This window comes from Vibrio sp. QJM3NY_26 (assembly GCF_057786005.1).
Map to the genome: position 1 here is coordinate 203820 of NZ_CM173516.1, position 14866 is coordinate 218685.

At 43.0% G+C, this 14866-nt stretch carries 13 protein-coding genes; 8 read left to right on the top strand and 5 right to left on the bottom strand.

Annotation, left to right across the window (positions count from 1 at the left end):
* Positions 1-22 precede the first annotated feature (22 nt).
* A complete protein-coding gene (locus AC3CH4_RS16410; RefSeq protein ID WP_488544050.1) occupies positions 23-784 on the bottom strand; it encodes a hypothetical protein in 762 nt (253 codons plus the stop codon).
* Between the two features lie 132 nt (positions 785-916).
* On the opposite strand from AC3CH4_RS16410, the gene AC3CH4_RS16415 reads away from it, so the two are divergent.
* A complete protein-coding gene (locus tag AC3CH4_RS16415) occupies positions 917-1873 on the top strand; it encodes a LysR family transcriptional regulator (RefSeq protein WP_488544051.1) in 957 nt (318 codons plus the stop codon).
* Between the two features lie 320 nt (positions 1874-2193).
* On the opposite strand, the gene AC3CH4_RS16420 is transcribed toward AC3CH4_RS16415, so the two are convergent.
* Complete coding sequence (locus AC3CH4_RS16420; protein ID WP_488544052.1) at positions 2194-3201, bottom strand: AraC family transcriptional regulator; 1008 nt, start codon at positions 3199-3201, stop codon at positions 2194-2196.
* 133 nt (positions 3202-3334) lie between these two features.
* Between AC3CH4_RS16420 and AC3CH4_RS16425 the strand changes: the two genes are divergently transcribed.
* From AC3CH4_RS16425 to cspE, 5 genes are all read left to right on the top strand, one after another.
* Entirely contained in the window at positions 3335-3685 is a 351-nt protein-coding gene (locus tag AC3CH4_RS16425) for an MFS transporter (protein WP_108208668.1), read from the top strand.
* Positions 3679-4902, top strand: a complete 1224-nt coding sequence (locus AC3CH4_RS16430; protein WP_114635582.1) for an HlyD family secretion protein — start codon at positions 3679-3681, stop codon at positions 4900-4902. The genes AC3CH4_RS16425 and AC3CH4_RS16430 overlap by 7 nt, the downstream gene beginning before the upstream one ends.
* Positions 4903-5605: 703 nt before the next feature.
* Positions 5606-6844, top strand: a complete 1239-nt coding sequence (codB, locus tag AC3CH4_RS16435) for a cytosine permease (protein ID WP_032545837.1) — start codon at positions 5606-5608, stop codon at positions 6842-6844.
* A 9-nt stretch (positions 6845-6853) separates the two neighbouring features.
* Positions 6854-8131: a cytosine deaminase gene (locus AC3CH4_RS16440; protein ID WP_488544053.1), complete on the top strand. Its 1278-nt coding sequence runs from the start codon at positions 6854-6856 to the stop codon at positions 8129-8131.
* 360 nt (positions 8132-8491) lie between these two features.
* The gene (gene cspE / locus AC3CH4_RS16445; protein ID WP_004730009.1) at positions 8492-8704 is read left to right on the top strand and encodes a transcription antiterminator/RNA stability regulator CspE; all 213 of its coding nucleotides are present in this window, start codon (positions 8492-8494) and stop codon (positions 8702-8704) included.
* Positions 8705-8711: 7 nt separating this feature from the next.
* Here cspE and AC3CH4_RS16450 read toward each other — a convergent pair whose 3' ends face one another.
* A complete protein-coding gene (locus tag AC3CH4_RS16450; protein WP_301338411.1) occupies positions 8712-8840 on the bottom strand; it encodes a hypothetical protein in 129 nt (42 codons plus the stop codon).
* Between the two features lie 248 nt (positions 8841-9088).
* Between AC3CH4_RS16450 and AC3CH4_RS16455 the strand changes: the two genes are divergently transcribed.
* Positions 9089-10105 (top strand): GGDEF domain-containing protein, encoded by a 1017-nt coding sequence (locus tag AC3CH4_RS16455; protein ID WP_102501515.1) that lies wholly within the window; start codon positions 9089-9091, stop codon positions 10103-10105.
* Positions 10106-10291: 186 nt separating this feature from the next.
* Here the strand turns inward: AC3CH4_RS16455 and AC3CH4_RS16460 are convergent, their stop codons facing one another.
* Positions 10292-10888: an aldolase/citrate lyase/malate synthase family protein gene (locus AC3CH4_RS16460; protein WP_054547138.1), complete on the bottom strand. Its 597-nt coding sequence runs from the start codon at positions 10886-10888 to the stop codon at positions 10292-10294.
* A gap of 169 nt (positions 10889-11057) precedes the next feature.
* Between AC3CH4_RS16460 and AC3CH4_RS16465 the strand changes: the two genes are divergently transcribed.
* Positions 11058-12587 (top strand): DUF3612 domain-containing protein, encoded by a 1530-nt coding sequence (locus AC3CH4_RS16465; RefSeq protein WP_488527441.1) that lies wholly within the window; start codon positions 11058-11060, stop codon positions 12585-12587.
* Positions 12588-13144: 557 nt separating this feature from the next.
* Here the strand turns inward: AC3CH4_RS16465 and AC3CH4_RS16470 are convergent.
* Positions 13145-14740, bottom strand: coding sequence for a DEAD/DEAH box helicase (locus AC3CH4_RS16470; protein ID WP_017079614.1), 1596 nt, complete (start codon positions 14738-14740; stop codon positions 13145-13147).
* Between the last annotated feature and the right edge of the window lie 126 nt (positions 14741-14866).

A 14866-nucleotide genomic window follows, 5' to 3' on the forward strand; every position in this document is an offset into this window, starting at 1 on the left:
GTTCAGCGTTTTACTCTCAGTGTTAGAAGCGGTAATCAATACCAATAGAGGCAGTCACTTCTTCGGAAGTTTCATCAATGCCGCGCTCATTTTGGATAGAAATCACATCGTATTTAAATTCAAACATGATGTTGAAGTCTTTGTCTTGAACCTTAGTTTTAATGCCTTGCAACCACATTAGATTAGCCACCTGCATTTCAGCACCACCGTATGATGAGCCAAGATTTATATTAAACACAGAGAAGTGGGTATCGTTCCAAGGGTGTAGCGCGTACATGTTAACTGAGCCTAAGTGAGCTTCTTCATTACCCTGTAGAGGCACGCCTAGTCCATTCAATGTTGAGTATGCATCACCACCGTCGACATAGGTATAGTTCAACGAAGGGAAGAACAAGGTGCCATCTTCACTGCCTAGAGGCAGCATATAGCCTGTGGTGTACATGTTAGCGGCGTCTTTTAGTTGGTAAACGTCAACATAGACACCACCAAAAGAATCAAAATGAGCGGCTCTCAATCGAGCATTCTCTGACTGAGTGTAATATTCAGCAAAACCAACGGTCTGGGATATATCACTCGTTAGCCCTGAAGCACCACCACCAGCAAGGAGCTTGAGCTCTCCTTCATCGTCTGAAAATACCGCCGCTCTCATGCTGCTGTTTCGAGGGTCCGCATCATGATACTCATGACTGTTTTTTTCAGAGTTTTGCTCTGCAAATACCGAAGTTGAAGCTAAAACTAATGCTGTGCTTATTAAAGAAAGAGAAGCTGTTTTAATATTTTTCATTGTATACACCAAAACTGACACTTAAGAAGATGATGCCACTATATGTAGATGACTATTTCCACGCTACTTATACGAAAAATAAGCATCACTTATTCTATCAATTAATAATTTCAAGCAGAGGCTAGGAATATTATGTACAAAAAATATAATGAACAGGTGAACCTAAATTATCTACGCGTGTTTGATGCTATTTATATTCATAGAAGCACTAAGTTAGCTGCATCGGCATTGGGTATTAGCCAATCGGCGGTTAGCCAAACATTAGCGAAATTACGTGACTATACTGGCGACAAGTTATTTTATTCAGCCAATGGTCAATTTCAGTCAACCCATAGAGCAGATACTATTGGTTTGGGCTTAAATGAGCAACTCGATGCGTTAGACAGTCGGATCTTTTCAGAGCTTTTTGAAGATCCAAGTGAATTCGATGGTGAGCTCACTATCGCAGTATCAAGTGTATTCCTTGAAGCTATGGCTACAGAATTAACTAGCTCGGTTGTGTTTAACTCATTTCCAAAAGCAAAACTGAATGTTACCACCTGGACAGATCGAACACTCACCGACATACAAAATGGCGATGTCCATATTGGGTTGAATTTCGGCCCAATTGACACTCCGAAATCGATCCGTTCCGTTGAGCTAACTTCCAGTGGACCCATTGTTATCATGAGAAAAGGCCACCCATGGTCTCATGGCAATTTCAAATTAGAACACTTTAACCATTATCCTACAGGAGGGATTCTTGTTCCTGGACTGACTAACTTTAACGCGATACTTGAACGTCGACATCCTGAGATTTTTGATTTCAAATACCGGTCTGCCAGTATGTCTGTTTTAACATGCCTCGCTGAGCACTCAGACATTCTAGCGATAACAGAGACGCTCTCAGCATCGATGTGTCCGAGCTCTATTAATTGCGTACAACCTGCATGGCTAACTGATTTAGCTCCTGAAAAAACGTATCATGCAATTTATTACCTAGAACGAAATCACAACCACCCTTTATATCGATTCTGTATCAATATTGTCCGTAACTCTCTTCAAGAGAAATTAGATATATTAAAAACAAAAACCGAAATTAACATATAGCCATTACGTATATTTACTGCTTACATGTGACTAAAAAAATGATAATGAAGTGGTGATTTTTAATATTTAAATAAATCATAGAAAATTATGACTCACTTTCTTAAACGCCACTTTATTTACAGTATTTTTTCTGCACAGTGTTTATTTTAGTTCCATTAAGGTCGTAATTCTCGATATAAATAAAATTGGACACCCACCATTGGTGAGTAAATACTCTATGAAACATGTCTCGTCACCACCTGTACCTATATCCGGGCTACTGGTACAAAAATTACAAGATCAGAAAACAGTAAGTGCCTAGGGTAATCAAGTCGAGTCATTCAAAGACCGTTTTTTAAGCGCTCAATATATTGCTTGGGCGTCAAACCTCGATGTTTCTTAAACATCCGATTAAAGCTTGCAACGTTGGTATAACCTAACCTCGTCGCGACTTCTTCCACTGGCACTGAATACACCAAGAGCTCTACAGCCACGTTGCTTAACGCATAACCCATAATTGTTGAGAAATTAACGCCAGCTTTATGCAATTTTCGCTGGAACTGCTGTTCAGATAAACCGAGTAGACTGGAAACTTTATGCAGCGTTGGCAGGCCAAAATGACGACTGTAATTGATCATCTCGTAGGTCACCTTGTGCTCGTCCTCTGCGTCGGGCATGTTGAGATAGTTATCCAAGTCATGAAAATTCATCGCCAGATTTGTTTTACTATTCGATGGTGATTGATTGATGGATAACCTCGACTCACTAGGGATCCAAACTTCAGTGCGCGGCTGCCCCCACTGAATCGTGCAACCGAAATACTCTTGGTAAAGATCGACGTTATCTCGGTGGCCCGCAATTGATACCGCAACGGGTTTAAAATCATCACCCAAATATCGACGTAAAATCTTCATAATGAAAATTGCGACTCTTATCGAGTCATGCACTTTACCCGCTTCCGAGTACGCAGGGTTGTCGTAGCACCATTTAATCATTGTCCCTACCTGTGCACCATATAAGAAAGCACCCGACTGCAAACAATGAAGTCCGATGTTGACTCTACGGATCGTCGAAGCAAGATCATGCCCAGAAAAAAACCAATTAGCTAACGGGCCTAACCTTTCAATATCAACTCGATCAGCCAATTTCAAAATGATATCCGGATCATTGGTTTGTAATTCCAACAAGCCAAACCATTTGTCGACTTCACTAACTGGAATAAGGTTCATTGAATTATTAAATACAGATTTCGGAATACCCAAACTGTCCGCATTAACCATAGGATTCGTCACGGCGTGCCGATAGATTCCCAAAATCCCTAACGCTCTTAAGAAGTTACAATTACTCACTAATGGCAGTCCTTTATAAATCCAATGACAGATCAAATCATATAAATAGCATTATCGAAGTAATTAGTAAATTTACAACTTGTAAATCCTACACCCATCACACTCGGTGCATCATTTAACTTAGGGTTTATCAATGAGTTTAGTAAGTGTCCCATTTGTCGGAACCGGCGCCGATACCGCTCTACACGTAGTAGCAGGCGTTGTATTGATCGCAACTATCGCTGCTGCATGTTACGGATTCTGGCGTGTGCATGAATTACCAATCAATAAAGCTCACAGTAAAGAGCACCAACAACTCGGCTTAATCACCGCATTAACTTGGATTGGTTTTATCTGGCACTGGGTATGGGTGCTCGCCGTCATCTTGGCCTTTGTTGATATGGAAAAAGCGATCATCAATCTGAGAGACACCTGGAAAGCGCCGACAAAGTCTGACGTTCAACCAGAACACAGTGATAAAAATGAGGAGAACCCAGCATGTTAGAAGGCTTAGCTATTTGGGCACTGTTCATTTACTTATTGAGATTGGTAGGTATGCCTTGGAACAAAGGCACCAAAGCGTTTGCTTACTTAGGTGGTACATCTTGGTTAATGTTCGTATGGGTTGGGTTAATCAACTTCACGCCGATGGATCTCTCGGGCGGTTCAGTTGTTCAATCTCCGCATATTCAATTACGTCCGGACTCAACAGCGGTCACAGGAAAAACCACCAAGGTTCACATCAGCCCAAACCAAGATGTGGTTGAAGGGCAACTTCTTTACGAAATTGATGACACCAAATATGTGATTGCGAGAGACAAAGCAAGCGTTCAACTGGAGTCAACAAAAGTCGCTTTAGACACAGCTCGCCAAGAAGTCAGCATTGCTAAAATTAGCTACCAGTCGGCGCTAGAAGACATCAAAACATCTATTGCACAGATAGAGTCAGCAAAGACAGATCTAGTGCTGCAATCTAAGACCCTTGACCGGTACCAGAAACAAAACAGCGTCGTAGAACATACGATTACAGAAACTGACATCGACCAACAAACAGCAAAGGTTGACCTAGCAACTCACAATGTCACTACGCTGGAGTCACAACTCAGTAAAAAAGAAGTCGATGCCGAGAATGCGAAATTAAATATCCACAAAGCTGAAACCAATGTGAGCAAGAAGCAAACTGAGGTTGATTCTTCTAAGGCAACACTGGCGCAAGCACAATGGGATCTAAACAGCACCAAAGTCACTGCACCGACTGACGGCTTTGTAACGAACTTTATCCTTCGTGAGGGTCAGCGCGTTTCGATGATGCCTCGTATCCAGATGTATACCGAAGAGAAGTACGTATTGATGCGAGTCAATCACCAAGCGATTCGCAATGTTAAGGTGGGTCAGCCAGCAGAATTTTCGACCGCGGTATACCCGGGGAAAATATTCTCTGCAACCGTAGAAGGCATTGTTGAAGCGACGGGTGAGGCACAAGCTAGCTTATTAGGTATTGATGAACAGGTTCGCGTTACCACAGGCAGAAACCTCCAGAACAAACACCACTTTGTTCGCTTAAAAATTGACGAAGCGGAAGGTTACGATATTCCTGTCGGCTCCGTTGGACTAGCTTGGGTAAGCGGTGAGAAGCCAATTGGCTTTATGGGCTTCCTAGACGTAATACGCGGGATTATCATTCGAATGAAATCTCAGTTGTACTTCTTTTACTCAATCTAACTTAAGTAACAAGTAAATCAATACAAAGCCAGTATGCCCTTAAAGCATGCTGGCTTTTTTAGGGAAGAACAAAGACGAGCTAGTACTAGCTGTCGGCATAAAATACAAAATAGTTCTTATTACATAGCTTAGACAACCCATCCATATTCGCACAATGCATTTTCATTTTGCGAAATTACAATTTTAAAACGCGAAAAATCAGCTTAAATACGCACCAAATTGCTATAAAACACCCCTTTTACGTCGTTTTAAAAGTTGGCACACTAACTGCAACATATACAGTGACCCTTCTTAAGCCGAGGGTCACCTAGCCAACTGACGTTGTTAGTGAACCTTTGTTGTTCACGATATATATAGGCCAATTGCGAATATTGCGATTGGCCATTTTTTTGCCTGTCATTTAAGAAACATCGCCCGCCCAATATACAGACACCCATTCATAAATATAATAATCAATATTCATAGCCAACTATGAACAACAGATACCTGATGCGTTATAGAAAACGTTTTCTATTTATTTTAATTAAAAAAATATAAAACATAACCTTATGTTTTATATTACTTTTAGTTCAACAACTGATGCCACGCCGCCTTTATTGACAAAATTAGCATTGACTACGTGATTTATATCACCATAATGCGCACGTTTGCCTGCAATACGGCGACCGTTAAATTTAATTTTGATCATTTGCGGAGGTAAAAAATGGCTGCTGATAATAACTACAGTCTTGGGCCGGTTCCTACATCGGCTAGGAAAGGAGTCGCTTCACTCACCATGGTAATGCTTGGACTCACTTTCTTCTCTGCAAGTATGTGGACAGGTGGTTCACTCGGGACAGGTCTTTCATTCAACGATTTCTTCCTCGCCGTACTCATCGGTAACCTAATTCTCGGTATTTACACTTCTTTTCTTGGCTACATCGGCTCATCTACTGGCCTCTCTACTCACCTCCTTGCTCGTTTCTCTTTCGGTACTAAAGGCTCATGGCTTCCTTCTGCTTTACTTGGTGGTACACAAGTCGGTTGGTTTGGTGTGGGCGTGGCCATGTTTGCCATTCCGGTGCAGAAAGCCACGGGCATTGATACCAACACCTTGATTGTTGTATCAGGATTGTTGATGACAGGTACGGTGTACTTCGGTATTAAAGCACTCATGGTGCTTTCAGCGATTGCGGTTCCTGCCATTGCAATTCTGGGTGGTTACTCAGTACTGACTGCTGTAGACAGTGTTGGCGGGCTAGAACAGCTACAACTGATTGAGCCGGAAACACCAATGGACTTCTCAATGGCGTTAGCAATGGTTGTCGGTTCATTCGTGAGTGCGGGTACGTTAACTGCCGATTTCGTTCGCTTTGGTAAAAAGCCAGCGAGCGCAGTGTTAATTACCATGGTCGCATTCTTCATCGGTAACTCACTGATGTTTATCTTTGGCGCGGCAGGTGCAGCAGCGACGGGTCTCTCTGACATTTCAGATGTGATGATTGCGCAAGGACTACTTCTTCCAGCCATCATCGTTCTAGGCTTGAACATCTGGACAACCAATGAAAACGCACTTTATGCGTCAGGTCTTGGTTTATCTAACATCACAGGTCGCTCAAGTACTACAATGTCTATCATTAACGGTATCGTAGGTACGATTTTCGCGCTTTGGTTGTACAACAACTTCGTCGGCTGGTTAACCTTCCTTTCGCTGGCAATTCCACCCATTGGTGGCGTAATCATCGCCGACTTCTTTGCGAACCGTAAACGTTACAAAGATTTTGCAAAAGCAGAGTTCCAAACCGTTAACTGGGCTGGCATTATCGCGGTAGCAACAGGCGTAGCCGCCGGTCACTTCCTTCCTGGCATCGTTCCTTTGAATGCCGTGTTTGGTGGTGCAATCAGTTACCTCGTGCTTAACCCTCTATTGAATAAAAACGCTCTGAAATCTCAGGCCGCTTAAGGACACACTATGACAACCTTATTAATCAAGAACGCGAAGCTTCAAGACCAAGACGGCTTGAAACAAATCCTGATTGAAAATGGTCAATTTTCTCGCATTCTCGATAATGACGCACCAATCAATCATCAAGGTGACATCCTTGATGCTGAAGGTGGCATTGCAGTTTCTCCTTTCTGTGAACCGCATATTCACCTAGATACGACGCAAACGGCTGGAGAACCTAACTGGAACATCTCTGGTACTTTGTTTGAAGGTATTGAGCGTTGGGCTGAGCGTAAAGAATTGTTATCAATCGAAGACGTAAAGTCTCGTGCGAAACAAACACTGAAATGGCAGATTGCTAACGGTGTTCAACACGTGCGTACTCACGTTGACGTATCTGATCCAACGTTAGTTGCGTTACGCGCGATGGTTGAAGTTCGTGAAGAGATGAAAGAGTGGGTCGACATCCAGATCGTTGCATTCCCTCAGGAAGGTATTCTTTCATACCCTAGCGGCAAAGAGTTGCTTGAAGAAGCCGTGAAAATTGGTGCTGACGTTATTGGTGCTATCCCTCACTTCGAATTCACTCGTGAGTACGGTATTGAATCTCTGCACTATGCGTTTGAGCTTGCTCGCAAGTACGACTGTCTGATCGACGTTCACTGTGATGAAATCGATGACGAGCAATCTCGCTTCGTTGAAACACTGGCAGCCCTTGCGCACAAATTCGACATGGGTGAAAAGGTAACGGCAAGCCATACTACAGCAATGGGTTCTTACAATGGTGCTTACGCATCTCGCCTATTCCGTCTATTAAAGATGTCTGGCATTAACTTCGTGGCAAACCCGTTAGTGAACATCCACTTACAAGGCCGTTTCGACGACTACCCGAAACGTCGTGGTGTGACTCGTGTTAAAGAGATGCTAGCGGCTAATATCAATGTGTGTTTCGGCCATGATGATGTGTTTGACCCATGGTACCCGCTGGGTACAGCGAATATGCTTCAAGTTCTGCACATGGGACTGCACGTAACACAAGTTATGGGCTACGACCAAATTAACACCTCTCTTGATTTAATCAGCAAGAACTCAGCTCGTACATTGAACATCCAAGACAACTACGGTATTGAAGAAGGTAAGCCAGGAAGCCTGCTAATTCTTCCTGCTGACGATGGCTTTGATGCCGTGCGCCGCCAAGTACCAGTGCAGTACTCAATTCGCCACGGCAAGGTAATCGCAGAGACTCAACCAGCGAAAACAAAAATTAATTTAGATAAAACTGAAGATATCAACTTCAAACGATAATATCGTCTATACTAATGATGAAAAGGAGGCTTAGGCGTCCTTTTTACTTTGTCACGGCGTGTAATTTTATAAAACCACCAGCTATTTCAGGTGGTTTTGTTAACGAGCACAACATGACAAAAAAACTCGCTGATTTCTCAATCAATGAGTGTACAACCGGAAAGACTGTGTTAACATGCACTCGCTCTGTTAGCCGGAGTTATTTAAGTTAGATGAATAGTAAAAAATGACATGTAAAATCGTTACCCGTTTTTGTAAGTAGTTTTTCCTTATTTCTTAGCAACATTAAATAATTCAATTATCAGCGCATTGCAGTAATGCAATCAACAATTTAGAAAATTTATGAATAAGGGACAAATTATGTCTAACACAAATACTGGCACTGTAAAATGGTTTAACGAAGAGAAAGGTTTCGGTTTCATTTCTCAAGACAACGGCGGTGCTGACGTATTCGTACACTTCCGTGCAATCGCTTCAGAAGGTTTCAAAACTCTGAAAGAAGGCCAAAAGGTTTCTTTCGAAGTTGAAAACGGTCAAAAAGGCCTACAAGCAGCAAACGTTGTTGCTCAATAATTAGCTTTTAGCTAAAAAGAATTTTAAAGCGCTGATTTTTATCGGCGCTTTTTTGTATCTGCTCATCAATGTTTTCATCCTTTCCCTCTCTCGATTCAAATTTCTGCGTTACTTCTCCAATCGATTCTGAAATCACAGTTCTCTCCCAGACTAAGGTTTTAATAAAAAACTTAACCTATGTTCCATAATGAATAACCAAAAATATGGTTAAATAACAATCCATTAGACACCATTTATGAATACGCAATCGATATTCATAATAAAAATGAGTTATTTATCCAATCCTCATCGATTAATCATATAATTTTTAAAGCAAAGACCTGCGAAATCCGCTAACCTTGTCCACAAGTGGCTTGAGTTAGTTTGGTATCTGCAGTAAAAATAATGAAAAAAGACGAATTCCAGAAATCCACCGCTAATCTAAAAAAAGCGGTACCTCTTATGATGAAGAACAGAGTGTCTACCACACCTGCAAATTACGCACTTTGGTACACCTATGTCGATAATGCTATCCCACAGCTAACTAAAGACATGGATGGTATTTTAGAACACTACGGCATTTGTCCTCCAGCCGTTGGTGAGCAGCTTTACAACAATTACGTTGCGAGCAAATCTGAAACTAATATCAACGATCTTCGCGCTAACCTAGAACTGTTAGTTTCTGAAGTTTCGAATTCAATGAATGATACTCTCACCGATACCTCCGCTTTCTCCGACATGATCGATCAAAGCTTCGAGGATTTGGCTCGTGTTGATAATGAAAGTTTATCGATCGACGAAGTCATGTCGTTGGTTCGTCAACTGGTTTCTGAGTCTCGTCATATTCGTCACTCTACTCAGTTTCTAAATTCTCAGCTGCACTCTGCTACATCAGAAATTTCCAAGCTTAAAACCCAACTTGTAGAAGTTCAGAAAGATGCGCTCTTTGACAGTACAACGACACTCTATAACCGTCGCTCTTTCGACCGTGATATAGAAACCTTGTGTGAAGCAAAAGAATCTTTGTGTTTGATTCTTCTCGACATCGATCATTTTAAAAATTTCAATGACACCTATGGCCACTTGTTTGGCGATATGGTTCTTAAAGGGATAGCTCGCAAGCTGAAGTTAAGTTGCCGTGAGGGTATTTCTGCGTATCGATTTGGTGGTGAAGAGTTCGCACTCATCGTGCCAAACAAGTCTTTGCGTATTGCTCGTCAGCTCGCTGATACTAATCGACGTTCTCTAGAAAAGCTGTCTATTAAAGATCGTCGCAGTGGTCAACAAGTCGGTAGTATCACCGCATCGTTTGGTGTCGCTGAACTTGAGCCCGGAGAGTCGGCGCAATCACTGATCGAACGAGCTGATAAGTTACTTTACGAAGCGAAATCACTTGGCCGCAACCGAGTCATGCCTCTTTAAGGTTTCACAGCTGGTTCTGCTCAATGAGAAACCGTGAACGCGAATTGATACACATTTAAAAAACAACAAAAAGCCCCAAAGACTAACTAGTACATTAATCTTTGGGGCTTTTTCGTTGGCTATGTGTATCGGCTTAGTACTTACTGGGGTCAAACCCTCCAGCGTTCCAAACCTTATTTCATACGACTAAAGCTGGTAGCAATAATTCAGGCAGTAATCTTCACCACTCTTTGCTCTGAACTCTTTATCTTCGCTGCATGCCTTTGGTTTGCCCTTTGCATCACCTTGAATCAAGCTGATCCAGTGGCGCATTGCTGCAATGGTCTCTTCGCGCATTGTGGTGGTTGCTTCCACTGGCGATTGACCGAACGTGGTGCATGATTCTAACTGAATATCATCGATCTCTACCAATTCAATACACCCTGTCCCTTTATGACATCCAAACATCACTTCCAAGTGACTGCCACTGCCATCTCGGAACAAGATAGAGTCTGGGTCATTCTTCTCACCCATGTACGCTACAAACTGTTTAGGGTGCTTTAGGCCGCTGTGCTGACCATCTTTAAAGTAAGCCATGATATGGCGGTAATCAACTACGTAGCTGGTTACGTCTTGATGTGAACCATTCTCTAGTGGGAACAGTCGATCAAGCAGCTGTTTTGCTTTCACTTGCTTCTCTGTTTGCTGGTTGGCACTGATTGTCTCCACGGCAAAGACAGCTTCAGCGATAAATGGTTTTGATTGTTTTTGGATTTCTGTTTTATCGAATGTAAGCATATTCATAGTCTTTCCCTCTTGACTAGCCCGGTGATAACCACCGATTTCTACAGCAAAAATGTGTCCTAGAGCAATTATTCCAAACTAACGTTTAACTTATTTGTCATTTTGTGAATTGCTTAGTTTGTAGATTAGCGCTTTTTTACATACAATTTCACAACAAAAATTTTACAATGTGAATTTTACAAATATGGCCTTGTCAAAAAGTTTAGTTCGTCAGTCTCATTTCCTAGGTACGAAAATACGTAACCTAAGAAAACGTAACCATTTAACGATGGAAGATCTGTCTGCGCGTTGTATTCGAATCAACCCAGAATACGCACCTTCCGTTTCTTACCTTTCAATGATTGAACGCGGAAAGCGTGTGCCAAGTATCGACATGCTGGAAGTGATTGCGCAGGTTTTTCAGAAGACCCCAACGTGGTTCCTCGACGACGAATCAGAACAACAAGCCATTGCACCTGACAAAGGGAATCGTGGTGGGATAAGTGGCATGGCACTCGAGCCTAGCTTTCTTTTCTCCAACGACATCCTGCAGATTGCGATTCCTGAAATGCTGTCACAAACGGGGATCTCTGGCCGTCAGTTTGCTCACCTCTTGATTAGGGCACACCAAGAAAGCAACCAGAACCACTTCCCTGACCTTGAGCGCGCCGCAGAGGAGGTTGGCCTAAAACGTCTTAACCTGAGCGTAGAAGACCTTATAGACATCGCTAGAACCCTTGGTATTAATATCCGCTGGGTTACGCGCACGCCGCAGGACGTGGTTGACGAGCTAGGAATCAATGCCAAGCAACTGGTTACTTCATTCTTTGAGCCTCCCGGTACGATCTTTTTAAACGAAATTCTCAAAGAGTACCCCACTCGTCTGAAATACGATCTCTCGGTTTATATCGGCCATTGCATTCTGCATAGCAAAGAAGGGTTAAAGAGTGTGTTGTCGGTCGGTAACAACAACACATGGGATGACAACCAGATTTCAGGCTCTTCACAGCTGAACTCTCAAGACATTCTGCAAGCGTGGCGAGACTTTGAATCCAGTTTCTTTGCAGGAGCACTTCTGTGCCCTAAAGTCCCGTTTAGACAGCTGCTTGACCGCACAGGTTACGAAATAGACGTTCATAAGAGAGCGGGGGTTTCCCCCTCTGTTGCGATGCGTAGAATGACGGTAGTATCGCCCTACCCTCACTGGCACTACTTTGATGCTTATGGGCCGGGGAAGCTCAAGGCGGTATACCGCGGGAACGGGATTCCACTGCCTTGGGGGAATATGAGAACGGTCGCTGACCCATGTCAACATTGGGCTGTATTCCGTCGATTGTCAGAACCTCAGGCAGGTAGCTCAGCTCAGATCTCCATTTTAAATGTGGGAGATGAGCCAAGAATCTATTGCTGTGAATCCATCAATATGACGGATCCTGCGGGTAACAATCGTGTGTTGTGTGCTGGTATAGACTTAAACCCAGCGATTGATGCTCAAGGCGGTAATTCAAGAGATATAGCAGAGCAGCTTAAGGCGTCATGCGTCAACAATGGTGGCTCTGTGGTAATCCCGCGTAACATCAAGAAAGATCTCACGACAATAGCCAAGATTCTAAATATAAATTGGATTGAACGTGGGATTGAGACAGAGGCTAGGCTTATCTGCTCCAGAGGTGGAGAGTGCCCTCGTCAACCAAGCTGTTACTCGAAGTGTGGTGAGTAAAAAAGTAAAACCAACAAGTAGAACTCAAAATTCAGGCAAAAAAAAACCAACCACAATAAAGGTGATTGGTCATATATTTTGTGTGAACAATATGGGTTCACTAACAACGTCAGTTGGCTAGGTGACCCTCGGCTTAAGAAGGGTCACCATTACTAATGCAGCATACGTGCCAACTTTTAAAACACGTATTTACTAAGCATCTGAACACGTATTGGCCGTAAATCCCTGCTTGTTTTGCAAACTGGAATTGCAAATTGCAAAGATCCACAAAAACGCTAGTGATTATGTTGTTATTAATAAATCATTAACGAATCATTACCTTTCCTCTCAATAGCGTATTTCTTTTTGATTCAGTCGTTTTTACGGCCAAGAAATCACTTCTAATTCGCAAAATAATACCCATAAAAAAACGCGAACATTGAAATTCAATATTCGCGCTTATTCGAGTTAAATTGCAGAAATTCGCTAATAAACGAGAACCTTCTTAAAAAGTAATTCTCGTTGCTGAACCGCTACAAAGCTACCTTCTCAACCTTTCGGTCTACCAAAGAGCTCTACTATTTCTGAGGTGCAGGCTTAGAACGGCTTCTAGATGGTGAAGGTTTGTTACCTGTAGGCTTATTACCTGCTGATTTGTTCGACGGTTTGCTCGAGCCATTACCACCACCGAAACCAGACTTCTTAGGTTTACCTGCACCAGCTGGCTTACCAGAACTATTCGTAGAAGGCTTGTTTGCCGCATTGCCACGCTTATAGTTACTGCCATTATTTCTTAAAGATTTATCATCACCCGCAACTGTTGAGTTGCTGTCAGAAGCTTTGTTGCCTGAATTAGGCTTGTTCGCATTAGGCTTACGCTTAGGAGCAGAACCTGAACCAGAGACATGACGCTTGTTCTTACCTGCTGGTTTGTGCCCGCGAGCATTCTCACCAGAACGTTGACCATCAGAGTGTTCACGTGTCTTTTTCGGCTTCTTAGGCTTAATCGGACGCGAATCCAAACGAGACTCAGGCAGTTTGTTTACAGGTGCAAAACCTTCAAGTTCGCGGCGCTCAAGCACTTGCTGAATAAGGCGCTCGATACCAAACAGTTCACCCACTTCATCAGCACAAACTAATGAAATTGCCTTACCCACTTCACCAGCACGGCCAGTACGACCAATACGGTGAACGTAATCTTCTGATACGTTTGGAAGGTCGAAATTCACTACTTGAGGCAGTTGCGGAATATCGATACCACGCGCGGCAATATCTGTCGCCACTAATACTCGGACTTTACCCGTCTTGAAGTTCTCTAGGGCTTTAGTACGCGCGCCTTGGCTCTTGTTACCATGAATAGGAGCCGCTGAGATGCCTTGCTCGTCAAGGAAGTGTGAAAGCTTGTTTGCGCCATGTTTCGTTTTGCTAAACACAAGTACTTGTCGCCAATCATTATCTTTGATGAGCTTCGCTAGCATTGCGCTTTTTTTCTTTTTATCTACTGGGTAGATGCTTTGCTCAACGGTTGGTGCTGTTGAGTTCGCAGGGCTTACCGAGATTTCAACTGGGTTGTTTACTAAGCCTTTCGCCAAGCCACGAATATCATCAGAGAACGTCGCAGAGAACAGTAGGTTCTGGCGCTTCTTAGGTAGAAAAGCCAAGATCTTACGGATATCGCGAATGAAGCCCATGTCTAGCATGCGGTCAGCTTCATCTAGCACTAGAATTTCTAGTTGATCAAAACGCACAGCATTTTGGTTGTATAGGTCAAGTAGACGACCCGGTGTTGCTACCAGTACATCACTACCTTTACGCAGTTTTTGCATCTGAGGGTTAATTTTCACACCACCAAACACCACCGTAGAAGTAAGAGGTAAGTTAATACCGTACTTCACTACGCTGCCATTCACTTGCGCAGCAAGCTCACGGGTTGGTGTTAGCACTAGCGCACGTACTTGGTTCTGACGTACGCGAGGGCCTTTTGACAACATTTCAAGAATAGGTAGCGTGAAGCCTGCAGTTTTACCTGTACCTGTTTGAGCAGCGGCCATAACATCTTTGCCCGTTAGGACAGCAGGTACGGCTTTCTCTTGTATTGGTGATGGCTTATCGTAACCTTGTGCTTCAATAGCTTTAAGGATCGGTTCAGAAAGGCCCAGGGAGGTAAAACTCATAGATTATTTTCTCAGTTGAATAACATTTAGTATGAGCAACGCGCAGAAAGAAGTCGTTGCTACAGCTTTCGCTCATCAATTAGATTGATAAGGAGCAAAGCGCGGTATTCTGAGGCTTTTCCCCAC

What these genes read in the sequence shown, in the direction of transcription:
- AC3CH4_RS16410 (WP_488544050.1), bottom strand. Translation starts at nt 784, where the DNA reads ATGAAAAATATTAAAACAGCTTCTCTTTCTTTAATAAGCACAGCATTA.
- AC3CH4_RS16415 (WP_488544051.1), top strand. Translation starts at nt 917, where the DNA reads ATGTACAAAAAATATAATGAACAGGTGAACCTAAATTATCTACGCGTG.
- AC3CH4_RS16425 (WP_108208668.1), top strand. Translation starts at nt 3,335, where the DNA reads ATGAGTTTAGTAAGTGTCCCATTTGTCGGAACCGGCGCCGATACCGCT.
- AC3CH4_RS16430 (WP_114635582.1), top strand. Translation starts at nt 3,679, where the DNA reads ATGTTAGAAGGCTTAGCTATTTGGGCACTGTTCATTTACTTATTGAGA.
- codB (WP_032545837.1), top strand. Translation starts at nt 5,606, where the DNA reads ATGGCTGCTGATAATAACTACAGTCTTGGGCCGGTTCCTACATCGGCT.
- AC3CH4_RS16440 (WP_488544053.1), top strand. Translation starts at nt 6,854, where the DNA reads ATGACAACCTTATTAATCAAGAACGCGAAGCTTCAAGACCAAGACGGC.
- cspE (WP_004730009.1), top strand. Translation starts at nt 8,492, where the DNA reads ATGTCTAACACAAATACTGGCACTGTAAAATGGTTTAACGAAGAGAAA.
- AC3CH4_RS16455 (WP_102501515.1), top strand. Translation starts at nt 9,089, where the DNA reads ATGAAAAAAGACGAATTCCAGAAATCCACCGCTAATCTAAAAAAAGCG.
- AC3CH4_RS16460 (WP_054547138.1), bottom strand. Translation starts at nt 10,888, where the DNA reads ATGAATATGCTTACATTCGATAAAACAGAAATCCAAAAACAATCAAAA.
- AC3CH4_RS16470 (WP_017079614.1), bottom strand. Translation starts at nt 14,740, where the DNA reads ATGAGTTTTACCTCCCTGGGCCTTTCTGAACCGATCCTTAAAGCTATT.